29 protein-coding genes and 1 tRNA gene are annotated in these 24162 nt (G+C 67.1%); 10 read left to right on the forward strand and 20 right to left on the reverse strand.

Translation table 11 applies throughout. The features are described from left to right. Positions 1-4: 4 nt before the first annotated feature. Complete coding sequence (locus AAHB16_RS25870; protein WP_150373464.1) at positions 5-922, reverse strand: cation diffusion facilitator family transporter; 918 nt, start codon at positions 920-922, stop codon at positions 5-7. A gap of 167 nt (positions 923-1089) precedes the next feature. Between AAHB16_RS25870 and AAHB16_RS25875 the strand changes: the two genes are divergently transcribed. From AAHB16_RS25875 to AAHB16_RS25895, 5 genes are all read left to right on the forward strand, one after another. Then, positions 1090-1257, forward strand: coding sequence for a plasmid-related protein (locus tag AAHB16_RS25875; protein WP_223851360.1), 168 nt, complete (start codon positions 1090-1092; stop codon positions 1255-1257). After that, entirely contained in the window at positions 1254-2834 is a 1581-nt protein-coding gene (locus tag AAHB16_RS25880) for an Eco57I restriction-modification methylase domain-containing protein (protein WP_342052346.1), read from the forward strand. Before AAHB16_RS25875 ends, AAHB16_RS25880 begins: the two co-directional genes overlap by 4 nt. After that, positions 2831-3748: a XamI family restriction endonuclease gene (locus tag AAHB16_RS25885; protein ID WP_342052347.1), complete on the forward strand. Its 918-nt coding sequence runs from the start codon at positions 2831-2833 to the stop codon at positions 3746-3748. Before AAHB16_RS25880 ends, AAHB16_RS25885 begins: the two co-directional genes overlap by 4 nt. Before the next feature lie 221 nt (positions 3749-3969). Then, positions 3970-4161 carry a hypothetical protein gene (locus AAHB16_RS25890; RefSeq protein ID WP_150373460.1) on the forward strand — a complete coding sequence of 64 codons (192 nt, stop codon included), beginning with the start codon at positions 3970-3972 and terminating at the stop codon, positions 4159-4161. A 1-nt stretch (position 4162) separates the two neighbouring features. Then, complete coding sequence (locus AAHB16_RS25895; RefSeq protein ID WP_342052348.1) at positions 4163-4627, forward strand: hypothetical protein; 465 nt, start codon at positions 4163-4165, stop codon at positions 4625-4627. A 76-nt stretch (positions 4628-4703) separates the two neighbouring features. On the opposite strand, the gene AAHB16_RS25900 is transcribed toward AAHB16_RS25895, so the two are convergent. From AAHB16_RS25900 to AAHB16_RS25970, 15 genes are all read right to left on the reverse strand, one after another. Further along, positions 4704-4779, reverse strand: a tRNA-Ala gene (locus AAHB16_RS25900). Between the two features lie 72 nt (positions 4780-4851). Then, a complete protein-coding gene (gene soxB, locus AAHB16_RS25905) occupies positions 4852-6576 on the reverse strand; it encodes a thiosulfohydrolase SoxB (protein ID WP_342052349.1) in 1725 nt (574 codons plus the stop codon). A gap of 25 nt (positions 6577-6601) precedes the next feature. Then, positions 6602-7102, reverse strand: coding sequence for a TlpA family protein disulfide reductase (locus AAHB16_RS25910; RefSeq protein ID WP_342052350.1), 501 nt, complete (start codon positions 7100-7102; stop codon positions 6602-6604). Positions 7103-7107: 5 nt separating this feature from the next. Continuing rightward, complete coding sequence (gene soxX / locus AAHB16_RS25915; protein WP_342052351.1) at positions 7108-7797, reverse strand: sulfur oxidation c-type cytochrome SoxX; 690 nt, start codon at positions 7795-7797, stop codon at positions 7108-7110. 14 nt (positions 7798-7811) lie between these two features. Next, positions 7812-8651 carry a sulfur oxidation c-type cytochrome SoxA gene (gene soxA / locus AAHB16_RS25920; RefSeq protein WP_342052352.1) on the reverse strand — a complete coding sequence of 280 codons (840 nt, stop codon included), beginning with the start codon at positions 8649-8651 and terminating at the stop codon, positions 7812-7814. 80 nt (positions 8652-8731) lie between these two features. Then, positions 8732-9190 (reverse strand): DsrE family protein, encoded by a 459-nt coding sequence (locus AAHB16_RS25925; RefSeq protein WP_342052353.1) that lies wholly within the window; start codon positions 9188-9190, stop codon positions 8732-8734. 41 nt (positions 9191-9231) lie between these two features. Beyond that, positions 9232-9543: a thiosulfate oxidation carrier complex protein SoxZ gene (soxZ, locus tag AAHB16_RS25930; protein WP_109585284.1), complete on the reverse strand. Its 312-nt coding sequence runs from the start codon at positions 9541-9543 to the stop codon at positions 9232-9234. Positions 9544-9567: 24 nt separating this feature from the next. Continuing rightward, positions 9568-10023 carry a thiosulfate oxidation carrier protein SoxY gene (gene soxY / locus AAHB16_RS25935; protein ID WP_150373453.1) on the reverse strand — a complete coding sequence of 152 codons (456 nt, stop codon included), beginning with the start codon at positions 10021-10023 and terminating at the stop codon, positions 9568-9570. Positions 10024-10141: 118 nt separating this feature from the next. Next, a complete protein-coding gene (locus AAHB16_RS25940) occupies positions 10142-10468 on the reverse strand; it encodes a c-type cytochrome (protein ID WP_109585286.1) in 327 nt (108 codons plus the stop codon). Between the two features lie 247 nt (positions 10469-10715). After that, complete coding sequence (locus AAHB16_RS25945) at positions 10716-11624, reverse strand: EamA family transporter (RefSeq protein WP_150373452.1); 909 nt, start codon at positions 11622-11624, stop codon at positions 10716-10718. 17 nt (positions 11625-11641) lie between these two features. Beyond that, on the reverse strand, positions 11642-12922 hold the full coding sequence (locus AAHB16_RS25950) for an NAD(P)/FAD-dependent oxidoreductase (RefSeq protein WP_150373451.1): 1281 nt from the start codon (positions 12920-12922) through the stop codon (positions 11642-11644). A 4-nt stretch (positions 12923-12926) separates the two neighbouring features. Beyond that, complete coding sequence (locus AAHB16_RS25955) at positions 12927-13448, reverse strand: c-type cytochrome (protein ID WP_342052354.1); 522 nt, start codon at positions 13446-13448, stop codon at positions 12927-12929. Positions 13449-13475: 27 nt separating this feature from the next. After that, positions 13476-14348 (reverse strand): BON domain-containing protein, encoded by an 873-nt coding sequence (locus tag AAHB16_RS25960; RefSeq protein ID WP_342052355.1) that lies wholly within the window; start codon positions 14346-14348, stop codon positions 13476-13478. 224 nt (positions 14349-14572) lie between these two features. Then, complete coding sequence (locus AAHB16_RS25965; RefSeq protein ID WP_150373448.1) at positions 14573-15160, reverse strand: phosphoheptose isomerase; 588 nt, start codon at positions 15158-15160, stop codon at positions 14573-14575. 60 nt (positions 15161-15220) lie between these two features. Further along, positions 15221-15598 carry a YraN family protein gene (locus AAHB16_RS25970; RefSeq protein ID WP_342052356.1) on the reverse strand — a complete coding sequence of 126 codons (378 nt, stop codon included), beginning with the start codon at positions 15596-15598 and terminating at the stop codon, positions 15221-15223. 15 nt (positions 15599-15613) lie between these two features. On the opposite strand from AAHB16_RS25970, the gene rsmI reads away from it, so the two are divergent. Continuing rightward, complete coding sequence (gene rsmI / locus AAHB16_RS25975; protein ID WP_150373446.1) at positions 15614-16534, forward strand: 16S rRNA (cytidine(1402)-2'-O)-methyltransferase; 921 nt, start codon at positions 15614-15616, stop codon at positions 16532-16534. A 105-nt stretch (positions 16535-16639) separates the two neighbouring features. Here the strand turns inward: rsmI and AAHB16_RS25980 are convergent, their stop codons facing one another. Then, a complete protein-coding gene (locus AAHB16_RS25980) occupies positions 16640-17458 on the reverse strand; it encodes a septal ring lytic transglycosylase RlpA family protein (RefSeq protein ID WP_446718137.1) in 819 nt (272 codons plus the stop codon). Positions 17459-17707: 249 nt separating this feature from the next. On the opposite strand from AAHB16_RS25980, the gene AAHB16_RS25985 reads away from it, so the two are divergent. The 3 genes from AAHB16_RS25985 (at position 17708) to AAHB16_RS25995 (ending at position 19385) form a co-directional block, all read left to right on the forward strand. Continuing rightward, a complete protein-coding gene (locus AAHB16_RS25985) occupies positions 17708-18358 on the forward strand; it encodes an MBL fold metallo-hydrolase (RefSeq protein WP_150373445.1) in 651 nt (216 codons plus the stop codon). A 3-nt stretch (positions 18359-18361) separates the two neighbouring features. Next, complete coding sequence (locus AAHB16_RS25990; protein ID WP_150373444.1) at positions 18362-19027, forward strand: exonuclease; 666 nt, start codon at positions 18362-18364, stop codon at positions 19025-19027. 109 nt (positions 19028-19136) lie between these two features. Beyond that, the gene (locus AAHB16_RS25995) at positions 19137-19385 is read left to right on the forward strand and encodes a hypothetical protein (protein WP_150373940.1); all 249 of its coding nucleotides are present in this window, start codon (positions 19137-19139) and stop codon (positions 19383-19385) included. Positions 19386-19466: 81 nt separating this feature from the next. Here AAHB16_RS25995 and arsC read toward each other — a convergent pair whose 3' ends face one another. The 3 genes from arsC to AAHB16_RS26010 form a co-directional block, all read right to left on the reverse strand. Then, complete coding sequence (arsC, locus tag AAHB16_RS26000; protein ID WP_150373443.1) at positions 19467-19826, reverse strand: arsenate reductase (glutaredoxin); 360 nt, start codon at positions 19824-19826, stop codon at positions 19467-19469. Positions 19827-19905: 79 nt separating this feature from the next. Continuing rightward, positions 19906-21156, reverse strand: coding sequence for a M20/M25/M40 family metallo-hydrolase (locus tag AAHB16_RS26005; protein ID WP_446718138.1), 1251 nt, complete (start codon positions 21154-21156; stop codon positions 19906-19908). Between the two features lie 54 nt (positions 21157-21210). Beyond that, positions 21211-22479, reverse strand: coding sequence for an allantoate amidohydrolase (locus tag AAHB16_RS26010; RefSeq protein ID WP_342052358.1), 1269 nt, complete (start codon positions 22477-22479; stop codon positions 21211-21213). Positions 22480-22743: 264 nt separating this feature from the next. Here AAHB16_RS26010 and AAHB16_RS26015 point away from each other — a divergent pair, with 264 nt between their 5' ends. Then, complete coding sequence (locus AAHB16_RS26015; protein WP_150373440.1) at positions 22744-24144, forward strand: C4-dicarboxylate transporter DctA; 1401 nt, start codon at positions 22744-22746, stop codon at positions 24142-24144. Positions 24145-24162: the final 18 nt, after the last annotated feature.

Genomic DNA, 24162 nt, shown 5'->3' on the forward strand with positions numbered 1-24162 from the left:
CGGCCTAGCGCCGGACCGGATCGACGTGCGTCATGACATTGAGCACGTCATCGCGCCGCATTGCGCGTTCGCGCGCGTCCACGGCGATCGCGTGGCCCTGCTCGACGGTCAGGTCGGCGGCAATCTCCAGGTGGACATCGACGAGAATCAGGTCGCCCATCTTCCGCGTCTTGAGATCATGGAGGCCCAGCACCCCGGGCGTCTCGAGCATGGTCTGCCGCAGGGCCGCCACCGTATCTTCGTCGGCCGCGCGGTCCATCAGGTCGCTGAGCGCATCCCATCCGAACTGCAGGCCCATGCGCGCCACCATCAGGCCGACCACGATGGCGGCCACGGGATCGAGCACGTGATAGCCGAGCAGGTTGCCACCAATGCCGAGCGCGACCACGAGCGATGACGCCGCGTCCGAGCGCGCGTGCCACGCGTTGGCCACCAGCATGCTCGAGCGCACGCGTTCGGCCACGCGCAGCATGTAGCGGAACAGCAGTTCCTTCGCGATCAGCGCGCCAATGGCCACCCACAATGCGACGAGCTTGACGGGCTGGACCTGCTCCGGATGCTCGATCTTCTGGACCGCCGTCCATAGCATGCCGATGCCGACGGCCAGCAGCAGCGCGCCCAGCGCCAGCGATGCCGCGGTCTCGAACCGCTGGTGGCCGTAGGGGTGATCGAGGTCGGCGTCCTTGCGGCTGTGATGGCCCGCGACCAGCACCACGAAATCCGAGACGAGGTCCGACAGCGAATGCGCGGCATCGGCGATCAGCGCCTGCGAGCCCGCGACGACGCCGATGGCCGCCTGCACGATGGTGAGCGCGATATTCACGAACACGCTGACCAGCGTGCTGCGGCGTGCGGCGAGGTGGCGGACTTCCAGCGCCTCGTCGGTGACGGGCGGGTTGGCTTCGGCGGGACTGAAGGTCATGGATGGCAAATCAAAGGATGTCCGCGATGGGCGAGGACAGACGCGGCTAGCATGCCACGCGCGGCGGCATTTGTGCGCCGTGGGCGTTATTCCACCGTCCCGTGATGGATACACATTGTGTATCCACTGTGCTACGCTCCGTTGCCATGTCGCTCAAAGATTCCGGAATGCGTATCAGGGTCGAGAAAGACCTGCGCGATGCGTTCGTGCAGGCCTGCCGTGCCCATAACCGCGCCGCCGCCGATGTGCTGCGGGACTACATGCGCGCGTTCACCGAAAGACAGCAGCAGGGTCAGGCAGACCTGTTTCCGCCCGGCGATCGAGACAAGACATGATGCTGCGGACCGAACAGGATCTGGTCTCCGTGTGCCACGCGCTCATCGGAGACGACAGCGGCTTGTCCGCGGCCGAGCGCCGGCTCGTGAAAGGCGTCGAGGCTGTGGATAACAAGGCCGTGCAGGCATTGCGCAGGCAGATTGCGCGCGGGGCCGATCCGCTCGGCGAGGCGTTTGCGTCGATCCGTTCCGCGGACGACCGGCGCGCGGCCGGCGCGGTCTACACGCCGCAGCCGATCGTGGACGCGATGATGGCGTGGCTGGCCACGCAGGGCACTCCCGTGCGCATCGTCGATCCGGGCGCCGGGTCCGGGCGCTTTATCCTCGCGGCCGGCCAGATGTTTCCCGACGCCGAACTCGTCGCGGTGGAGATGGATCCCCTCGCCGCGCTGATGCTGCGCGCGAATGCTGCCGCGCATGGCTGGGCCGGACGCGTCAGCGTGCTGGTCAAGGACTATCGCAAGGTCAAGCTGCCGCGCGTGGACGGCATGACCGCGTTTATCGGCAATCCGCCCTACGTGCGCCATCACGATATCGGCGAGGCGTGGAAGGCCTGGTATGCCGAGCGCTTTGCCTCGCTCGGGATCAAGGCCAGTGCGCTGGCCGGGCTCCATCTGCATTTTTTCCTGCAGACGCGGCTGCTCGCGCACGACGGCGATGTCGGCGCGTTCATCACGTCGGCCGAATGGATGGACGTGAACTACGGGTCCGCGCTGCGCAAGCTGCTGATCGATGAGCTTGGCGGCACCGCGTTGCATGTGCTGGCGCCGACGATCGAGGCGTTTCCGGGTACGGCCACGACGGCCGCGATCACGTGTTTCCGTGTGGGCGAGCATGCCGAGCCCGTCACCGTGCATGCGGTCGAGGCCTTGCCGGAACTGGGGCGGCTCGCGGGCGGCACCGAGATCGCGCGGGCGACGCTGCAGACCGCGCACAAGTGGTCGATCATCGTGCGGCCGCCGGCGGCGCCGCGGGCGGGCGAGATCGAGCTGGGCGAACTGTTTCGCGTGCATCGCGGGCAGGTGACGGGGGCCAACGGTATCTGGATCGCGGGCGATCATGCGCGCGATCTGCCCGCGCGGGTCAAATTCCCGTCCGTGACCAAGGCGATGGATCTGATTCAAGCGGGCGCGCATCTGCGGACGGCGGGCGCGCTGCGCAGCGTGATCGATCTGCCCGCGGAACTCGATGGCTTTACGCGCGAGGAGCGCAAGCGCATCGACGCGTTCCTGTCGTGGGCGCGCAGGCAAGGCGCGCACGAGGGGTATATCGCGACGCATCGCAAGGCGTGGTGGTCGGTCGGGCTCAAGGCGCCGGCGCCGATCCTCTGTACCTATATGGCGCGACGCCCGCCGCAGTTCACGGTCAATACCTGCGACGCGCGGCATATCAATATCGCGCACGGGCTGTATCCGCGCGAGGTGCTTGCGCCCGAGGTCATGCATGCGCTGGCGGCATGGCTCAATGGGAATATCGATACCGGGAGCGGTCGCACCTATGCGGGCGGGCTGACCAAGTTCGAGCCGAAGGAGATCGAGCGGCTGCGGATTCCGACGCTGGAGCGGCTGCTCGGATGACCGTCCTGCCGCGCCACTGGACCCATGAGGAGCTCGCCGGCGACGCGGCCATCGCTGCTGCGCAGTTTCGTGCCGAGCGACTGGAAATCTCCGACGCATGGGATGTGAAATACCGCGAGGCGCGTGACAAGTTCGACCAGCTGTTCCGCACGCTGGGCGACCTGACGCCGGCCGGCATTACCGACACGAGCCTGGCGGCCGCGTATGGGCAGGGCCTTGGCGAAGCGCTGCGCTACCTCGCCGGACCGCCGATCTCGGATGACGACCTGCGCGTGATCGCCGACGTGGACTCGAGCGCGCCGGGCGTATTGCGCAGGGATGCCGCCGCATTGCGGAAGGTCTTCGGCGTGATCGAACGCGTGATCGACCCGCATCGCTTCCCGTGGTTCGCCGCGGGCACGGCGCCCACGGCCGCCGAGCGCGAAGCCGCCCTGCTCGCCTCCGCGGCACTGCTGGCCGCCCAGCGCATCGCGACCGAGCGGCGCAACGATGGCAAGGATACGCAGGAGACGATGGTCAAGGACTACCTGCGCGGGCTCGGCTTCCACGAGGTGGCGGCGGTTCCCATCAACACGCTGGTACGCGGCCCGCAGGCGATGGAATTCTGCGCGGAATGCCCGCTCGGCGAACGCAAGGCGGACGTCGTCGTGCGGCTGCACGACACCCGGCTGATGGCCATCGAATGCAAGGTGTCGAACAGCGCCACCAACAGCGTCAAACGCCTGAACAACGACGCGGCCGTCAAGGCCGAGCACTGGATCAAGCAATTCGGCACGATCCAGGTCGTACCCGCCGCTGCGCTGGCGGGGGTGTTCAAGGTGCTGAACCTGCGACAGGCACAGGAGCGCGGCCTATCGCTGTTCTGGTCGCACGGACTGGAACGGCTCGGGGCGTTTATCGACAGCGCGCGGTAAGTGCGCTGCTGCGGCGATTGAAATCGCTCTTCGCTTAATTTGCTACGGTGTTTCTTGATTTCCACAGGGGTGGCGGCGGCGACTTGCGATTTAACAAGGCGACACACCAGTGCGGGTTCTCGTCGCGCCAGGATGCCTCAAACGACCTGGCGTGCCGTGTGACGGCCGCCATGTGAGTATGTCGGCTCGCCCTTATTCTGGAGAAGACCATGCCGAGGCGAATGAAAGTGATACGCAGCAAGAAGCTCGAGAACGTCCTTCGCGATCCGAAGGCGGCGGAGCAATTGCGCGCCTTTCTGGCATCCGCATCCGCTGGCGGCGAAAGCCAGGTCAGGATCGAAACGCGCGATGCGCACGGCAAGCCTGTCTGCTATTGGCCCAGGCTCCTTCGGGTGATCGGCTGCGGCGCATGAGATGAATATTGCGTTTCCGGCCGTACTTCTCTTTCTCCTGGTTCTTCCTGGCTTTGTCTTCCGGCTGTTCGCCCAGAGACGGGAAGTCAGAACGGTTGACCAGTGGGTGCGTGGAGAGGCACCGTGGTACTACCTTTTTTCGGGACTCGACCATCCAGACGCCCGAGAGGTGGACGGCACGGTGGTGGCAGCAGTCGTCGAGTTCAAGGCAGAAGGCTCCTACCTGTGTCAGGGCATGATGCTCGACTACGAAGTCAACGAGGCCGGCGACCTGGACCGGCTTCTGCTGGTGCAGGCCCAGCGCCGCAAACTCACATCCGATCGTGCTTACGACGCCGCAATGGGTCAGCACGAAGAAGACACGAACCGCTTCTATCCGATCGCCGGGGACGTTTTTGTTCTGCGCTATGACGAGATCAGGACGCTGAACGTTACGTACCTGTCCTTGGGATCTTCCGGCGTATAAAGCAAAACAACGCACTGCAAAGCAAAACAACGCACTACATCGCGAGACGTAGTGCGTTGTTCTACAAGGAAATTTCTGGTGGACCGAAGGAGGATCGAACTCCCGACCTCTGCATTGCGAACGCAGCGCTCTCCCAGCTGAGCTATCGGCCCGTAGCGGATGATTCTAGCGCAAAACCTTTTGCGCTTTCAATCGTGCCGTTGCAGGCGCACGACCATGGGTCTTCAGGTGGGCGCGATGCCCGCGTTGCCGTCCATGCCGACTACCCTCGGGACGTTCAGCGGGCGGGCCGTGACTTCCTTCTGGGTGCGTAGCCACTGGGCCATGACGTCCCAGATCGGCTTGCCGCCGGTCTGGCGGGCTTCTTCGGCGACGGGGGCCCAGCCGGCCACCTTGTAGGTTTTGCCCGCTTCCAGCGGTTTGCCGTGAAGGCGCATGTCCGTGATGCGGTGGCCGATCGTCTGGTTGGGGTCGATCGTGTACTGCAGGCCGCCCACGCGGACCATGTCGCCGCCCTGCTGGTAGTACGGGTCCGGATTGAACAGGTTGTCCGCAACGTCCTCGAGCACGGTCTTGATCGTCTCGCCCGTCATCGGGGTCACGGTCGTGTAGGGGTACGTGATGGCGGTCTGGTCCATCAGCGCTTCCATCGTGATGGCCTCGCCCGGCAGCAGCGTGGTGCCCCAGCGGAAGCCTGGCGAGAACGCGATTTCGGCGTTCTGGACCGCCATCAGGCCGTCCAGGATCAGCTGGTCGAACGTGCCGTTGAAGTTGCCGCGACGGTACAGCAGGCCGCGGTTCACGGCCAGTACCTCGTTCAGCTGCTTCTCGTATGGCGCCCGCACGCGGGTGATCAGCCGGTTCATTTCCGTATCGGCCGGCAGGTAGTTCGCGAACACCGGCAGCAGCTTGTAGCGGAAGTCCGTCACGCGGCCGTCGCGCACGTCGAAGTCGAGTACGCCGAGGAACTTGCCGTTGGAGCCCGCGTTGGTTACCAGCGTCGTGCCGCCCGCATTCCGCACCGGCACGGGCGCGGGCACGCCGTCGTGCGTATGGCCGCCGAGAATCGCGTCGAGGCCGCGCACGCGCGAGGCGAGCTTCAGGTCGACGTCCATCCCGTTGTGCGACAGCAGCACCACGACCTTCGCGCCCTTGCCGCGCGCCTCGTCGATGACCTGCTGCAGGTTCTCTTCCTGGATGCCGAACGTCCAGTCGGGCACGAAGTAGCGCGGATTGGCGATCGGCGTATAGGGAAATGCCTGGCCGATGATGGCCACCGGCACGCCATTCATCTCGCGCATCGTGTACGCATCGAACACGGGGTCGCCGAAGTCGTTCGTCTTGATGTTCTGCGCGAGGAACGCCACGCGTCCCTTGAAATCCTTCTCCACGACCTCGCGCACGCGCTCGGCGCCGAGCGTCATTTCCCAGTGCGCGGTCATGATATCGACGCCGAGCAGCAGCGCCGCATCGATCATGTCCTGACCCTTGGTCCACAACGCAGTGGCGGAGCCCTGCCACGTGTCGCCGCCATCGAGCAGCAGCGCACCCGGCCGGCCCGCGCGCATGCGCCTGACCAGCGTGGACAGGTGCGCAAACCCGCCGACCTTGCCGTAGCGCCGCGCGGCATCCGTGAAATTCAGGGATGTGAAGGCATGCGCGGCCGCACTGCCCGGCGCGATGCCGTAGGTGCGCAGGAACGCGTCGCCCACGAGATGCGGGGGCTTGCCGGCCCACTCTCCCACGCCGAGATTGACGTTGGGCTCGCGAAAATGGATCGGCCGCAGCTGCGCGTGGCAATCGGTGTAGTGCAGCAGATGCACATTGCCAAAGCGCGGCACGTTGTAGAGGTTATCCACAGCGTTCGCGGCCAGCGCCTCGCTCGTGGGGAACGCCATGCCGCCAGCCCCCGCGACGGCCAGTATCTGGAGGAATTCGCGCCGATTCATGCGTGTTCGTGCCTGTTTGGCGTATCTATCTGGCGTAACGGGCCAGCGCGGCCACGTCGTCGTCGAGCATTTCGCCGAGCTCCTTCTGGACGACGCGGCCACGCGCGTCGAGCACATAGAGTTCTGGCAGGCCCTTGCGCGGACCCAGCGCCTTGCGCAGATCGGGCGAGTCCATCGTGGCAGGGAACGTGTAGCCGCGCTGCTTCAGGTACTCGGCGGCGACTTTCGGTTCCTTGTCGATGCTGATGGTCAGCACCTGAAGCGGATGCCCCGCCTTGCGCGTGCTGTCGTAGAGCGCCTGCAAGCGCGGGTTCTGCAGCGCGCAGAACGGGCACCACGACGCCCACACCTCGATCACGAGCGGCTTGCCGGCCCACTGCGAGGGCGGCACCGTGCGGCCGTCGAGTAGTTGCACGGGCGGCAGCGCGATGACGTCGCCCACCTCGGCGGCCGTGGCGCCGGTCACGCCGGCGGCGGACAGGACCCCGGCCGCGAGGGCGAGCAGGAACCGCCGGCGCGCGCCCATCGTGCTTACTGGTTGACCGGCGAGGCCGGGTCCAGCAGCAGTGCCATCACGTCGCGGATCTGCTGCTCGGTGAGGATGCCCTTGTGCCCGAAGCGCGGCATGTTGGAACACGCGCTGAACGCGTTCGAGTCCCAGATCTTGCCCCACGTGTACTTGATGACCGCTTCCGAGTTGCCGCGCAGCTTGCCGTACTGATACAGCGACGGCCCGATATTGCCGAACGAGATCTCGGCCTTCGTGAGCTGGTGGCACGCGTAGCAGTTGGCGCCGTTGGTGCCGCCGACCGGATCGGAGAACTGCATGCCGCGGCCGTTCTGCGCGATCTGCTCGCCCGCCTTCCAGTCACCAAGGTATTTGCCGTCAGCGGGGTACTTCACCTGCTTGATCTCGGCCGCCTCGATCTTCTTGGCCACGGCTTCGGGCACGCTCGTGCGGTCCGGATACTGGCTGCACGCCTGCTGCGTGGCGTCCTGCTGGAGCACGCCTTCGAGCGTGGCCGGGCCCTTCGAGTGGAACGACAGCGCGATGAGTTTCTTCAGGTCGCCCTCGCCCACGTCCGCGACGGGCGCGGTGGTTTTGGCCGAAGCTTTGGCGGCGGCCTTCGCGGCCGGCTTGCTGTCCTGTGCAAACGCCGGCGTTGCGATCGCCGCAGTCGCCACGGCACTCGTCAGCATCCATGCATGGATTCGATTCATATTGGCTCTCCCGCTCAGCGCTTCAGGTTCGGACCGTCGTAGGTGCCGCCGTTCGCGTTTTTCGCGAGGAACATCGTCAGGGCGGTGATCACGTCGGAACCGTAGTCGGGTTCGGGAAAGCGCTGCTGGCGCAGGCAGTCGTACAGGCGGTGCTGCATCGTGCGTACCTCGCCCTGCGAGACGCGATAGGCGGGCCACGTCGTGTAGGCCGCCTGCGCGCCGCTGGCGTGCAGCAGGTTCGGCAGATCCTGCAGCCGGATGCGCTGGCCATCCACCGCATGGCAGGTGGCGCAGGCAAAGTCGTAGGCGCCGCCGCGGTAGAAGAACATCTTCTGGCCGAGCGCGTAGACCTTCTTCTCTTCAGGCGTACTTAGCTGGACGTTGATCTTCACGCCGCGCGATTCGCCGGCGATGAACGAGACCAACCGTTCGATATCGGAGGATTTTCCGGGCGAGGAGAACGGATTCGCCGTGGCCTGCGCGGGCGTCAGGCCCTGCAGCGTCACGCGGCACCAGGCCAGGCGCTGCTCGAGGTCCATGACCTTGCCCGCGTCCTTGAAGTAACGCGGCAGTTCGGCGTAGGCGCCCTTGGTCACGCCCGGACCCTTGCCCAGATCGCACTGTTCGAGCGAGGCGTTCTTCGGGCCGGCCGGTTTTTTCCACAGTTCCTCGCCAGCGGCTTCCCACAGTTCGGCGGGATTGCCTTCGGCCAGCATCTGGCGGTACTTGGCCAGCTCTTCGGCGGTGCTGCCCTGCGCCTGGACGGGCAGTGCCGCGACCATGGCGGCGGCCGCAGCGGCGGTGCCGGCAATGGCCAGCAGCGCCGCACCGGGGCGGCGTCGATGGTTCTGCATGGGGACCTTCTCCTCGCGATGCGGTGGCTCCCGCATCGTTCGCGTTATGGAGGGATTCGGGCGTACGGGCCGTGACAGCGTTACGGCTTGATGTACGCGTACCCTTCGTTGAACTGCAGGTTGGCAACTTCCACCACGCCCGCGGGGACGACCTTGGCCTCGAGCAGCAGGCTCGACGGCGAAATGCGGCGCGCGGCCAGCGTGTTGCCGCAGGCGCGGAATTCCACGCCATCGGCGGCCAGCGCGGCCACCGGCGCGTCGAACGCATTGCCGCGCGCATCCTTGGCGCCTTCCAGCAGGAAGTCGATGCCGTAACCGAAGGCCACCACCACGATCTTCGTGCCCGGCGCGCCGTTCAGATGGTTACGCAGGTTGCTCATCATGCGGACGGCCTGATCGAGCCCTTCCGACATCTGGTAGACGACCTTGACCTTGTTGCCGCCCTTGCCCTGCGCGGCCGAACTGGCCTGCGCCATGGCCTTCGCGGACAGACCCACCGCGGCGAGTGCCGCCGTGGCCTTGAAGAATGCTCGCCGCATGCTGCGTTCCTTCGTATATGCGTGTTCGAGGCGTCGCCGGATCAGGCGATGGTCGCTTCGTCGGTGCGCTTGTCGCCGCGGTTGTCGACCCAGGTCACCGTGACCTTGTCGCCCTTGTTGCCACCCTTGAACTTGAAGTTCAGGAACGGGTCCTTGGACACCGCCGTGCCGAACTGCGCGTTGAAGACTTCCTTGCCATTGCATTGCGCGACGACGGTCTGGATATGCCAGGCCGGAACGGTCTTGCCGCTCGCATCCTTGCGCTGGCCGGTTTCCATGTCGTGCTTCATCAGAATCTTGACGTCCACGACGCCACCGTTCTCGGTGGCGCGGACGCGCATCGGATCTGCCATGTTCTCTCTCTCCTGATGAATGCCTCAGCCGCCGCAGCCGCCGAGCGTGACCTTGATTTCCTTCTGGGCCACGTACCACTTGCCCCCCGCCTTGACCGCGGCGTACACGACCGAGGTCTGGCCCATCTTCACGCGCGTGGAGACGAACGGCTCGGTGCCGGCCGGGATCTTGAAGTCCGCCGCCAGCGTGTAGGGGTTCTTTTCCACCAGGATCGCGATCTGTTCGGTATCGGGAATGCTGCTCGTTACCGCCACGGGCACCACGGCGCCGTTCTCGGCGATATCGGGTGCGGTGAAGGTGATCGAACCGGATTTCTCGGTACCGTTGCCGCCGAGCGCCTTGATCACGTCGGCCACGCTCTTGCCGTCAAAAGCGTTCTTGTTCCACTCCGCGGCCTGCGCTTCGCTGATCAGGCCGGTGGCGGCCATCAGCGACAGCACGGCGGTGACCCGCAGGACGTCTCGTCGTTTCTGATTCATGTCGTCTTTTGTCTGCTACCCGTTTCGACTGCTATAGGTTTTGCTGCACTGCCTGACTGCCAGCGGCGGCCGCCGTGTCGTGCCGGAGGCCGCCGCCGTTGCTGCGTTGCGATCTGGCTTACTTGGCCGGCGCGCCCGCGAGGACCCACTCGACCACGGTCTTGATGTCGGCATCGCTGACACCCGCGTTCGCGGGCATCGGCACCGGACCCCAGACGCCCGCGCCGCCGTTCTTGACCTTCGCGGTCAGCTTGGCCAGCGCGCCCTTGTCACCCTTGTACTTGGCGGCGACGTCCTTGAACGACGGACCCACCAGCTTCTTGTCGACCTGATGGCAACCCATACAGGCGTTCTTGCTGGCGATGTCCTGTGCCTTGGCGGCATCGACGGCGTGCGCCGACGCGGCAGCCGCCAGCATCAGCGTTGCGATTACGAACTGCTTCATTTGTTGTTGGCTCCAAACTCGTAAGCCGTGGGGACGGCAAAAGGCGCCGCGTGCGACGCATGTTGGCCACCCGCATCGTATCGGTGATCAGGATGGGGGGCGGTGCCCGATGTTCCCCGGGCATAAGCGGCCAGTCCGCTATTTTGCCTCAAGAATCCAATGCCCTACGGACGCCGCGGTGATATCGATATGCCTGCGGCAAGGGGTCGCGGCGCCGATTTAAGGGTTAACCCTCGCGTTGCGGGGTTCACGAGGGCCGATCCAGCCTGCGCGCCGGCACCAGCCGGCCGCCGAACACGCTGAGCAGCAGCCCGGCCATGACCACCATCGCGCCGATCCACTGCGCGGCCGCGAGGTCCTCGCCGAGCAGCAGGTGGGCGGAAATCAGTCCGACCGGCGGCACCAGCAGCGTGAGCGGCGCGACCTTGCTGGCCGGGTAACGGTTCAGCAGGCGGCCCCAGATCGTGTAGCAGAAGAGCGTCGCGGCGAACGCCAGATAGCAGACCGCGAAGACGGCCATGCCCGACAGGTGCGTCAGGCTGTCGGCGACGCGCGCGGGCCCCTCCAGCGCCAGGGACAGCAGCAGGAACGGCACGACGGGCACCAGCGCGCCCCATACGACCAGTCCGAGCAGATCGACGGGGCCGATGGTCTTGCTGACGATATTGCCCGTGGCCCAGCAGGCCGCGCCACACAGCGTGAGCACGAAGCCGGCGAGCGTCATGCCCTGCGCGCCGCCGCCCGTCTGGCCGGACATGCCGGTGCCGATGAGCGCAAGGCCCGCGGCCGCGACGATCATGCCCGCCAGATGGTGCCACCGCACGGGTTCGCGCAGATACAGGGCCGCGAAGGCGACCGTGAAAAACACCTGCGATTGCATCACCAGGGAGGCCACGCCCGCGGGCATGCCCACCGTCATCGCATAGAACAGGAACGCGAACTGGCCCAGGCTGATGAACGCGCCGTAGGCCACGAGCTTCGGCCAGGGCACGCGCGGGCGCGGCACGAACAGCACGGCGGGAAACGCGACGAGCAGGAATCGCAGCGCGCCCAGCAGCATGGGCGGCATGCCGTTGAGGCCCATCCGGATGACGACGAAGTTGAGGCCCCAGACGACGATGATGCCGAGGGCGAGAAGGCGGTCTTTGGCCAGCATGAAAATAGGGGCGGGGGTTAGCCCAGCATGTCCGTCCAGATGCCCTGCGCCCAGGCCTGCGCATAGCGGCCTTCGAGATCGCTCGGCGCCGGCGACAGACCGCCCGAGCCGGGCACCGTCACCATGGTCTTCTGCGCGGGGTCGTAGCGGTGCACGCTTGCGATGTGGACGGCCTCGCTGGCCGACGTGAAGCTGTAGCAGGTGTTGTTGTAGAGCGGCGCGGGATTGGGCGCCTGCCCCGCCAGCAGTGCGACGATGGCGCCCGCGGCCACCTTGCCGTGCTGGTTGGCCATATGGCCCGACTTCGGCATCAGCGGCGCGATCTGGATGGCGTCGCCGATCACGTGGATATCGGGCGCCGCGCGAGACGCCATTGTCAGGAAGTCCACCTCGCACCAGCGGCCATTGGCGGTGGCCAGCCCCGTGGCGACCGCGATCGCCCCCGCGCGCTGCGGCGGCAGGAGGTTGATCACGTCGGCGCGCTCGTCGTCCTGCACATCGAACTTGAGCGTGCGCGTGGCCGGATCGACATCGACGGTCTCGTACTGCGGGCGGTACTCGATCATGCCGGCATAGCGCGTCTGCCAGACCTGCCGGAACAGCGCGCCCTTGGACGTGATGTCCGGATTCGCGTCGAGGATCAGCACCTTGCTGCGCGGCTTGTTGCGCTTGAGATAGTCGGCTACGAGGCTCGCGCGCTCGTATGGCCCGGGCGGGCAGCGGTACGGCGCCAGCGGCACCGTGATCGCGAACGTGCCGCCGTCGCGCATGGCCGCCAATTGCCTGGCGAGTGCCTCGGTCTGCGGGCCGGCCTTCCACGCATGCAGGATCTGGTCGCCGCCGGGACGGCTCAGGCCCGCGATGGCGCCGGTCTGCATCTCCACGCCCGGCGACAACACCAGCCGGTCATAGGGCAGCGTATCGCCGCCGGCCAGCCGCACGGTACGGCGCGACGGATCGATGGCGGTGACGGTGTCGCGCACGATGCGCACGCCAAAGCGGCTCGCGAGCGTGTCGTACGAGCGCGTGATGTCGGCCATGGTGCGCTGGCCGGTCACGACCAGATTGGACAGCGGGCACGATACGAACGCCGCGTCCGGCTCCACGAGCGTGACCTCGATCGCGTTGCCGCTCCAGGCGCGCAGATAGCGCGCGGCCGTGGCGCCGCCATAGCCGCCGCCGACCACCACCACCTTCGCGGGGGCGGCCGCGCGGGCCTGGCGCGGGGTCAGCATGCCGAGACCCGTACTCATGACAGCGGCGCCGGAGAGCGCGCCGAGGAACGAACGTCGTTGCATGGCGTTATCTCCGCGTCTGCGCCGGATCGCTGAACCAGGCCGCGATCGCGACGATCTCGGCATCGCTGTAGCCCCGCGCGAGCTGCGGCATGACCGTGCCCGCGCGCTGCCCGTTCTTGAACGCGAGCATCTGTTCGATCATCTGCGCCTGCGGCTTGCCGGCCAGCCCCGGGATGGGACTGCCCGCCGGTGCGTGGCCGTCGGGGCCATGGCATGCCGCGCAGCTGGCGGCCTGCTGGCGTGCCTGCAAGGCGCGCTCGGCCTGCACGCCGACGGTCGTGCGGCTATCGGGGACGGCGGGCTGGGCCTGTGCCGAGCCCGGCAGGACGCCGAGCGCGGCGCAGGACAACGCGCCGAGCGCGCCGGCCAGCCGGAGGGCGACCCGGGCGCGGCGGCCGGCGCCGGATCGCGCACCGGATCCCGCGCCGGATCGCGCGCCGGATCGCGCGCCGGGCTGTGCGGCGGACTGTGCGGCGGACTGTGCGGCGGCTTGTGCGTCCACCTGTGCGTCCACCCGTGCGGCCATCAGGCTGTTCCCCGGCGCGCGCATCGGTCAGGGCAGGTTGCGGCCCGCCGGCACCGTGACGGGCGAACCCACCGGCGTGCTGACGGTGCCATCGCCCGCGGTCGGCACGGGCGTATTGGCGGGTGCGCCCGACGTGACCGGCGCGTTCGGCGCGGTGCCCGGCACGGACTGCACCGGGGCCGGCGTGCCGACCGGCGTGTCGCCGGTATTGCCGTTGCCGCCCGCCGCCGCCTGGTCGAGCCGCGCGCGCTCGGCGTCGCTCACGTAGTCGAAGGCCTTCACCACCTTGACCACGCCGCTTGCATTGCGCGCGATATCGGTCGCCTTGTCGCCTTCGGCCGTGGTGACCACGCCCATCAGGTACACGACGCCCTTGTCGGTGGTGACCTTGATCGAGTTCGCGGGCACGCCGTCGGCCGTCGCCAGCAGCGTCTTGACCTTGCTGGTCAGGTACGCGTCGTTGCTCGTGGTCATAAAGCCCGGCGACGACGTGATCTGCAGTTCGTTGATGACCTCGCGCGCGTTCGGCAGGCTGCGCACGTACTGCTCGATCTGCTGCTTGACCTGCTCGTTGCTGGCTTCGCCGGTCAGCAGGACCTTGCGGTTGAAGACCGTGACGCTCACGCTGGCCTGGCCGCCGCTGTAGCGGGAGCTCAGCGTGTTCTCGATCTCGAGTTGCAGGCCGCGGTCGATCGCCTGCGTGCCCGTGGGGCGGCGGTCGGCGGCCAGCAGCACGCCGCCCGCCATCGCGCCGGCGAGCACCGGGAAGCAGCCGGCCAGTTGCGTCGCGGAAACCAGCAGTGCGGCCACCGTGACGGCAGTGCGCGCGGCACGGGCGGTGCGCGCGCGGCGCGTGGACGAAGCGGGAATGGAGGGGTTCGGGAGAAGCACGTTCTTCATGCGGTCCTTGGCTCGGGGCAATAACGGTGAAGTTGATGGCGCATTGTGGGTATCCGGTGGATAACCGCCCCTTTTCCAGTCGATAACCGGGTGAATAACCGGTCGATATCCGGTGGATAAGGGGTGAACAACCAGCTGAAAAGAGCGTCGGGCTGTGGATATCGCTGTGCACAACCCGGGATAACTTTGCCGGTCCATGCCGGCGCGAAGACTTTTTCGCGGCCTCAGGCCTCGCCCAGCAGCGCGTCGTCGATACCGTCGCACAGGCAGTGCAGCGTCAGCCGGTGCACCTCCTGCACGCGCGCGGTCCGGTCGCTGGGCACGCAGAGGTGGATATCGAACTCCTCCAGCATGGTACCGATCTGCCCACCGCCGCGGCCCGTGAGCGCGATCACGGTCATTTCGCGATGGCGCGCCGCCTCGATCGCGGCGACGACGTTGGCCGAATTTCCCGAGGTGGAAAGCGCGAGCAGCACGTCGCCGGGCTGGCCGAGCGCTTCCACCTGCTTCGAGAACACGACCGAAAAATCGTAATCGTTGCCGATGGCGGTCAGGATGGAACTGTCCGTCGTCAGCGCGATGGCCGCGAGGCCGGGACGCTCGCGCTCGAAACGGCCAATCAGCTCCGCCGCGAAATGCTGCGCGTCGGCGGCCGAACCGCCGTTACCGCACGCGAGAATCTTGTTGCCGCTCGTCAGCGCGGCCACGGCGCGCTCTACCGCCGCGTCGATCTGGGGCGCCATCGTCGCCGCGGCCTGCCGCACGACGTCGGCGCTGTCCAGGAAATACTGCTGGATACTGTCGATGCTCATGGCTCTGTGGGCCTTCCTTCTTCCTTCTTGCTTGCTGCGGGTGTCACGGTTGCCGCCGCATTATGACGCAGCCGCGTCGAGATCGAACGCGTTCTGCAGCCATTCGAGGCGCCCGCCTTCCATCGCGACCACGTCGAAGCGGCATGGCGGCGTGGAATCGAGCGTCAGCAGGTAATGCGCCGCGGCGGTCAGCAGGCGCCGCTGCTTGGCCGTCGTGACGCTGGCCGCAGCCCCGCCGAACGCGCGGCCGCGCCGCGCGCGCACCTCGACAAACACCAGCGTCTGGTCGGCTGCGCGCATGATCAGGTCGATCTCGCCGCCTTTGCAGCGATAATTCCGGACGACCAGCGTCATGGCGCGTGCCTCGAGCCAGGCCAGCGCGCGGTCTTCCGCCCGTGCGCCCGTCTGCGTCGTGGTGGTTTTGAATGGACGATTCAAGGGAAGTTCTCAAGCATGGCTGACTGGAACTCGCTGGCCGCAGGCCAGACCTATCCACCCGGCACCCTGTACGTGGTGGCCACCCCGATCGGCAATGTCGCGGACCTGTCCCTGCGCGCGCTCCATGTGCTGGGGCTGGTCGATGCCATCGCCTGCGAGGACACGCGCAATACCGGCCAACTGCTGACCCGCGTGGGCCTGCATCGCCCGCTGCTGGCCGTGCACGAGCACAACGAGCGCGAGGCAGCCGACCGCATTGTCGCGCGCCTGGCGGCCGGCGAGCGCATCGCCTATGTCTCCGATGCGGGCACGCCCGGCATTTCCGACCCCGGCGCGCGGCTCGTGGAGGCCGTGCGCGCGGCCGGCCATGGCGTGGTGCCGCTGCCCGGCCCCAGCGCGGCCGTTGCGGCGCTGTCGGTGGCGGGGGACATGCTCGAGCACGGCGAAGGGCGTTTCACGTTCGTCGGCTTCCTGCCGGGCAAGCCCAAGGCCCGCGACGAGGCGGTTGCGGGACTGGCCGGACTGGCCCACCCATGGGTCATCTACGAGGCCCCGCACCGCATCGGCGAGACGCTGGCCGCGCTGGCGGCCGCGCTGCCCGCGCGGCGCCTGATGATCGGCCGCGAACTGACGAAGCTGTTCGAGGAAACGCCGGTCCTGTTGGCCGCGGACGCGCCGGCATGGCTCGCCGCCGAAGCCACGCGTGGCAAGGGCGAGTTCGTGATCGTGGTGGAAGGCGCGCGGCGCGGTCAGGCGGAGGACGCCGATGCCGCGCTGGATCCGCAGGCCGTACGCGTGCTGGATCTGCTGTTGCCAGAACTGCCCGCCAAGCGCGCGGCCAAGCTGGCTGCGTCGATTACCGGGGCCAAGACCGATGCGCTGTACCGGCTCGCGCTGTCGCGCAAGTCGCAAGGGGAAGAGGACGGGGAGGATTGAATCCGCGGACGCGGGAGACTGCGGGATGGCTCCGGGAGGAGCCATCGATGGGCGGGGCGCGGTAGGAGGATCTTTGCGGTCCGTCACCGGGGCTGAAAGACTACATCAATGCTTGCGCTTGACGGTCCTGGCCCGGGTGGCCGCTTTCTTCTTGCCAGCCGGGACCAGCGTATTCGCGGTATCGGGCGGGCTCAGATCGTCGGCTCCGGTACCGTCGCCGGCCTCGTTGTTGCCAGCGTCGATCTGCGGACCCAGCGCCGCCACCTCGGTGCGCGACAGCCGGCGGATTTCCACCTGCGTGGCGCCGTGATCGACGAAGTTCAGGCGCTTGGCGGCCGCGTACGAGAGGTCGAGCACGCGGTTGCCGTGATAGGGACCCCGGTCGTTGATCCGGACCACGGCCACCTTGTCGTTGCGCAGGTTGCGCACGAGCACCCAGCTATCGAGCGGCAGCGACGGGTGGGCGGCGGTCATCGCACGCATGTCGAAGCGCTCGCCATTGGCGGTCTTGCGGCCATGGAAGCCCTTGCCGTACCAGGACGCCATGCCGCGCTGTTCGAACGTGCCCATGTCGGCGCGGAGGCCTTCGAGCGACGACGCGTTGTCGGGCGTATCGCGATCCTGCTTGCCCCACCCGAACAGGTCCCAGTTGCCGCGGTCGTCGGGCTTGGCGCCTTCGGACTTTGCAGACTTGTCGGACTTGCCCTGCTGGGCGGACTTGATACCGCCCTTCGTGGCGCCGCGCGTCGCGGTACCCGGGGTGGCGATGGTGCCCGGCGAGCCCGCCACATCCGCGCCGTCGCTGCCGCCCGGAGGCGTCGCGCAGGCGGCCATCACCAGCGCGCACGCGATGACGGCGCAACGGTGAAGCAAACGGTGGCCCCCCTCGGTAATACCGGGGCGCATGGTGGCTAGACTGGTCATGGCCCGAAGTCTAACACTGGGTCCCCGAGGCTTAAGCCTTGATTTTGTTACGAAATTTAAGACAGCCGTCTGAATCGGCGTCACAAATCGCCGCAATCCTTGGCCTGATAAGGGATTGCGGAAATTTACATTCCCCCGAAACCGCGTGTCGTAAGATGCACTTATAGTGGGCCGCGCGTCGGTCCGAATGCGCGTCGCGGGCTACAATGGCCCACCTCCGGGCCACCGCGCCGATGCCTGCCAGACGCCATGAAAGTCCTCCTGATTCCCGTCACGCCCTTCCAGCAAAACTGCTCGCTGCTGATCGACGAAGCGACCGGCCGTGCCGCCGTCTGCGATCCCGGCGGTGACCTCGACCGCATTCATGCGGCCGTGGCCGAACATGGCGTGACGCTCGAGAAGATCTTTCTGACACACGGGCATGTGGACCATTGTGCGGGCGCCGCGGCGCTGGCGCGCGAGCTCGGCATTCCGATCGAGGGGCCGCAGCAGGCGGAACGCTTCTGGATCGACCAGTTGCCCGACCAGACCCGCCGATTCGGGTTCGGGCAGGCCGAGGCGTTCGAGCCCGACCGCTGGCTCGAGGATGGCGATACCGTGACGTTCGGCGGCGAAACGCTCGAGGTCTATCACACGCCCGGCCACACGCCTGGCCACGTGGTGTTCTTTTCGCGCGGGAACCGGCTCGCGATCGTCGGCGACGTGCTGTTCGCCGGGTCGATCGGCCGCACGGATTTTCCGCGCGGCAACCATGCGGACCTGATTCGCTCGATCCGCACGCGCCTGTGGCCGCTGGGCGAGGACGTGACGTTCGTGCCCGGCCACGGGCCGGTCTCCACGTTCGGCGAGGAGCGCCGGAGCAATCCTTTTGTCGCCGACCACGTGGTGGGGGTAGACTGACCCATGGCGAAACGACAGGCACCCGATACCCGTCCGGAAATCTACGTCAGCACCGATATCGAGGCCGACGGACCGATTCCCGGCCCGCATTCGATGCTGTCGTTCGCTTCGGCCGCGATGCTGGCCGACAAGACCGTGGTCGGCACGTTCTCGGCCAACCTCGAGACGCTGCAGGGCGCGAGCGGCCATCCCGTGCAGATGAAGTGGTGGGAAACCCAGCCCGAGGCCTGGGCTGCCTGCCGGCGCGACCTCCAGCGGCCCGAAGAGGCGATCGTGCGCTATGTCGAATGGGTCGAGGCGCTGCCTGGCAAGCCCGTCTTCGTCGCGTTTCCGGCCGGATTCGATTTCACGTGGATGTTCTGGTACATGATGCGCTTTGCGGGCCGCTCGCCGTTCGGCTGGGCCGCACTGGACATCAAGACGCTGGGGTTCGCGCTGACGGGATTGCCCTACCGCAAGACCGTCAAACCCGCGCTGCCGGACCACTGGAAGGATCCGTTGCCTCATACGCACGTTGCAATCGACGACGCGCTCGAGCAGGGTGCGCTTTTCTGCAACATGCTGGCCGTGCTACGCGAGCGTGAAGCGCAGCGCGCTGCTATCGCCGAACCATTGCCAGACACCGATTCTGCCGAAAGCGAGCAGTCACCTCCATCGCCTCGGGGTTAGCTGCCCCACGCTTCTCACGGTGGGCCGGGGCCACATTTCACGCGCGCCGGCCTATAGTAGAAGTGTGCCGATGGCGACCTGGGCCACGATGCCCAAGGAGGTGTTGATCATGCGATTCCATCCCGAAACCCACTTCAAGGATTGGACGGCCCGGATTCACTGGCCGCACTGGAACCACGATCGATCTTCGACGCACAACGCCCACAGCTCCTTCTCCCGGTCTCACTGGGCCGAGGAAGATGCGGAGATCGCCAAGGCGACGCTTTACGTAAGCACCGTCACGCTGGTCGTACTGCTGGTTGTGATGGCAGGGATCGCTTTCGGTCAGGAGGCCATGCACTGGTTGGGTGTTCAATAACGACAACCCCGCCTGAAGCGATCCCCCTAGCCTGACCGGCCGGCCCCCGACATTGCGGCGGGGGCCGGTTTGTTTTCGGCGTCAGTCGAACAGCGGGTTCACGTTCTCGGGCGGGCGGCCGATGATGGCGCGGCGGTTGCGCACCACGACGGGCCGCTGCAGCAGGATCGGGTGGTCGGCCACGGCTTCGAGCAGCTCGGCGTCGGTCAGACCTTCGTCGGCGAGGTCGAGCTCCTTGTAGACGGCCTCGCCGTCGCGCAGCATGTCGCGCACCGGGACGCCGAGCATGGCGTGCAGCTGGCGCAGCGTGGACACGGTGGGCGGCTGCTTCAGGTATTCCACGATCTCCACGGGCTCGCCCAGCCGCTCGCCGGCGGCTTCGACCAGGGCAAGCGTTTCGCGCGATTTCGAGCAGCGGGGGTTGTGGTAGATCGTGATCATGGCGGGCCTCGGCGATTGGGAATAACCGCGACTATAGCGCCTGGGGCGCAGCCCCCGCTCCCGCCCGCCAGGTGGGTGATCAGGCCATCAGGTCCGCCAGCGCCAGTGCCACCACCTTCGTCGCGCGGTTCAGGTCGTTCAGGCGCAGGTTCTCGTCCGAGTTGTGGCCGCGCGCCTCCATCAGCGTGCGGGGGCCGGCGCCGTACAGCACCGTCGGGATGCCACGGCTCGTGTAGTGGCGGGCGTCCGTGTACAGCGGGACGCCGTGGACGGGAATCTCCACGCCGAATACCGCCTCCGCGCGCGACTTCAGCGCGCCGATCAGCTTTTCCACACCCGGCAGCTCGGACAGCGGTTCGGCGAGGATGATGCGTTCGACCTTCACCTCGATGCCCGGGCGCTCCGCCGCGGCCTTCTCCACCACCGCGCGCAGTTCGCCCTCGGCATCGAACCCGATCTCCTCGGGGATCATGCGGCGGTCGACGCGGAAGGTCACGAGGTCCGGCACCACGTTCGTGTTGATGCCGCCCTTGATCAGGCCGACATTGAGCGTCGCGTGGTCGATGCCCGGCACCTTCGACTTGCGCGTGGCCAGTTGCGCGCGCAGGCCGTAGATCGCCTGCAGGATATGCGTGGCGGCTTCGATCGCGTCCACCCCCGTATGGGGCATGGCCGCGTGGCCCTGCTTGCCCTTGACCGTGACTTCCACGTGCAGGCAGCCGTTATGCGCCGAGGTGATGCCGTACGAGAAGCCCGCCGAAATCGCGTAGTCGGGCCTGGTCAGATTTTCGTCGAGCAGCAGCCTGGGGCCGATATCGCCACCGGTCTCCTCGTCGTACGTGAACTGGAGCTCGACCGTGCCGTTGAGGCGCGCGCCCTGCTTTTCCGCTTCCATCAGCGCGAGCGTGGCGTACGTGTAGGTCGCGAAATCCGACTTCGAGACCGCGACACCGCGTCCGTACATGACCGGACCATGCTCGCTGTCGCCGATCTCCGCGCCGTACGGATCGCGCGTCCAGCCCAGTCCCGGCGGCACCACGTCGCCATGCGCGTTCATGGCGATGGTCGGGCCGCCCGTGCCGAACTGCTTGCGCACGATCAGGTTGGTGGCGCTGATCATGCCGGCCGCGCGCACCTTGTCCTCGGGCACCTTGTGCGCCTCGACCGTAAAGCCGAGCTGCTCGAGCAGCGCGCGGGCGCGCTGGCCATGCGCCGCGCAGTCGCCGGACGGGTTGTCCGACGGCACCTTCACGAGCTCGGCGAGGAAGGCTTCCTGCGCCGGGCGCTGCGTGTCGATGAACTGGACGAGCGTCGTGTCGGTGGGATTCATGTTGTCGCGTGCGGTCATGTCTTGGCCCTGTGTCTCTATGTAGGTAGCAATCGCTTATTGCCGGGGCTGGAAGTGCTCGACGAACGTGCTGAACACGTTCGCGGCCACCTCGGCGTCGCCGGCGGTCATGATTTCGGTGGGGTGATGGCTGATGCCGCCGTTGCCGCAACGCACGAACAGCATCGCCACGTCCGTCAGCGCGGCGATGGCCATGGCGTCGTGGCCCGCGCCGGAAGGCAGGTGCCGGACCGGCGCGCCCGTGCGCGCGATCGCGGCGGCCCACTGGTCCTGCAGCCACGGCGCGCACGGCACGCTGGCCGCCTCGTGGGTCTTGCGTACCTGCGCGGCGCGCACGTTGCGGCGCGCGCAGACGCGCTCGATCTCGGCCAGCACGTCGTTGACGGCGGCTTCGCGCTCGGCGTCGTCGCCGGCGCGGATATCGATGGAGAACACGGCCTTGCCCGGCACCACGTTGGTGGCGCCGTTGGGCACGTTGAACTGGCCGACGGTGCCGACGAGGCCCGGCTTGCCGCCACAGCGGCGCTCGATATACAGCCCGATCTCGGCGGCCGCCATCGCGGCGTCGCGGCGCATATCCATCGGCACGGTGCCGGCATGGCCGGCCAGCCCTTCGAGTTCCACGAGAAAGCGCGAGGCGCCCGAGATCGCCGTCACCACGCCGACCGGCAACCCTTCGTTCAGCAGCACGGGACCCTGCTCGATATGCACCTCGACAAAGCCGAGCACCTTGCGGCGATCGTGCGCGGCGGCGGGCAACTGGTCGGGTTCGAACCCCGCGCCGCGCATCACGTCGCGCATGGCGGTGCCGCTGTCGTCGAGGTTGTCGAGGACGCGTGTGTCGAACGTGCCCGCGATCGCGCGGCTGCCGAGCAGCGTCGCCTTGAAGCGCACGCCCTCCTCCTCGGCAAAGCCGACCACCTCGATCGCGAACGGAAAGCGGCGGCCCGCGCGGTGCCAGGCGTCGATGCAGGCAATCGGCAGGATGACGCCGAGGTTGCCGTCATAGCGTCCGGCGTCGCGCACCGTGTCGAAGTGCGAGCCCGTCAGCAGTGCGGGCGCGTCGGGCGTGGTGCCTTCGTAGCGGCCGATGACATTGCCCGCCGCGTCGCGACGCACGGTCATGCCCGCGGCTTCCATCCAGGCGGCGAGCTGCGCGGCCGCGCCGTGGTGGGCGTCGGTCAGATAGGTACGGGTGAGCATGCCGGGCTGCTCGGTATGAACGGCGAGGGCGTCGGCCCACTCCATGATGCGCGCGCCCGTGGTGTTCACGGATGCGGCGGCCGGCGTTGGATTTGCTGCCATGCGTGTCTCCTGCTCAAGCCAGTGACTCTGCGCGAAATTGCATCTGTTGCCTAACAAGAAACGCGCCAGAGTCTTATTCTCTGCGATTCATGTTAGCACAGTGGATTCAAAAATTGCATACAAAAATTATATGCACTATATTGGCCTGCACGCACGGACAATCGGCCGCGAACAATCGGGTTCGACAACGATGACCGGCGACCTTGAACCAGACAGGACCGGCATAGGCGCGGCACGCGCGGACCGGTCCGCACGGAGACAGCCATGCAGCCTGCCGTACCCTCGCAGCGTGCGCCCGCACGCCTGCACACCCGCTTTACCCGTTCCCTCTTCGGCCAGGTGCTGATCGCGCTCGTGATCGGTACGGTACTCGGGCTCCTTGCGCCCGAGTTCGCGGCCAAGCTCAAGCCGCTCGGCGACGCCTTTATCAAGCTCATCAAGATGCTGATCGGCCCCATCGTGTTCTGCGTGGTCGTGGCCGGCATCTGCGGTGCCGGCGAACTCAAGAAGGTGGGCCGCGTCGGGATGAAGGCGGTGATCTACTTCGAGATCGTAACGACGATCGCGCTGGCGCTGGGCGTCGTGCTCGCCTACGTGTTTCAGCCCGGCGCGGGCATGAACGTGAATCCGCAATCGCTCGATGCGTCGGCCATGGCCGCCTATGTCGAGGGCGCGGAGAAGGTGAAGAGCGCGGGGACCGTCGAATTCCTGCTCAAGCTGATTCCGAACACCGTGATGGGTGCCTTCGCCAGCGGCGACGTGCTGCAGGTGCTGCTGATCTCGGTGCTGTTCGGCTGCGCGCTGTCGCTGGTCGGCGAGCCGGGCAAGCCGCTCGTGAGCCTGATCGACACGTTCTCGCAGACGCTGTTCCGCATGATGGGCTTCATCATCAAGCTCGCGCCCATCGGCGTGCTGGGCGCGGTGGCGTTCACGGTGGGCAAGTACGGCATCGGCTCGCTCAAGCAGCTGGGCTTCCTCGTCGTGCTGTTCTACGGCGCGGTCGTTGTGTTCGTGCTCGCGGTGCTCGGCGGCATCCTGCGCGCCTGCGGCTTTTCGGTCTTCAAGCTGATTCGTTATCTGCGCGCCGAACTCCTCGTGGTGTTGGGCACCGCGTCGTCGGACAGCGTGCTGCCGCAGGTCATGCGCAAGCTCGAGTTCATGGGCATCCGCAAGTCGGTGGTGGGCCTCGTCATTCCCACCGGGTATTCGTTCAATCTCGATGCATTCTCGATCTATCTGACGCTTGCCGCGGTGTTCATCGCGCAGGCCACCAACACGCCGCTCGCGCTGGGCGACCTCCTTGGCATTCTCGCGGTGGCGCTCGTGACGTCGAAAGGCGCGCATGGCATTCCGGGCTCCGCCATCGTGATTCTCGCGGCCACGCTGTCGGCCCATCCCGCCATTCCGGCGATCGGCCTCGTGCTCGTGCTGTCGGTGGACTGGTTCATCGGTATCGCGCGCGCGCTCGGCAACCTCATCGGCAACTGCGTGGCGACGGTGGTGGTGGCGGCGTGGGAGAAGGATATCGACCGCGAACGCGCCCATGCGGTGCTCGATGGAGCGATCTCCGCGGGCGAGCTCGACGAGGGCATGCCGCCTCCCGTGGCGGGCGGAATCGAGGTGCCCGCCAGCGCGCCGCTGCCCGGCAGCGCCGTGGGGCGCTAGAATCTCGGGATTCTCGTC

This window comes from Cupriavidus sp. OTU4054, from assembly GCF_038440175.1.
GTDB lineage: Bacteria > Pseudomonadota > Gammaproteobacteria > Burkholderiales > Burkholderiaceae > Cupriavidus > Cupriavidus pauculus_D.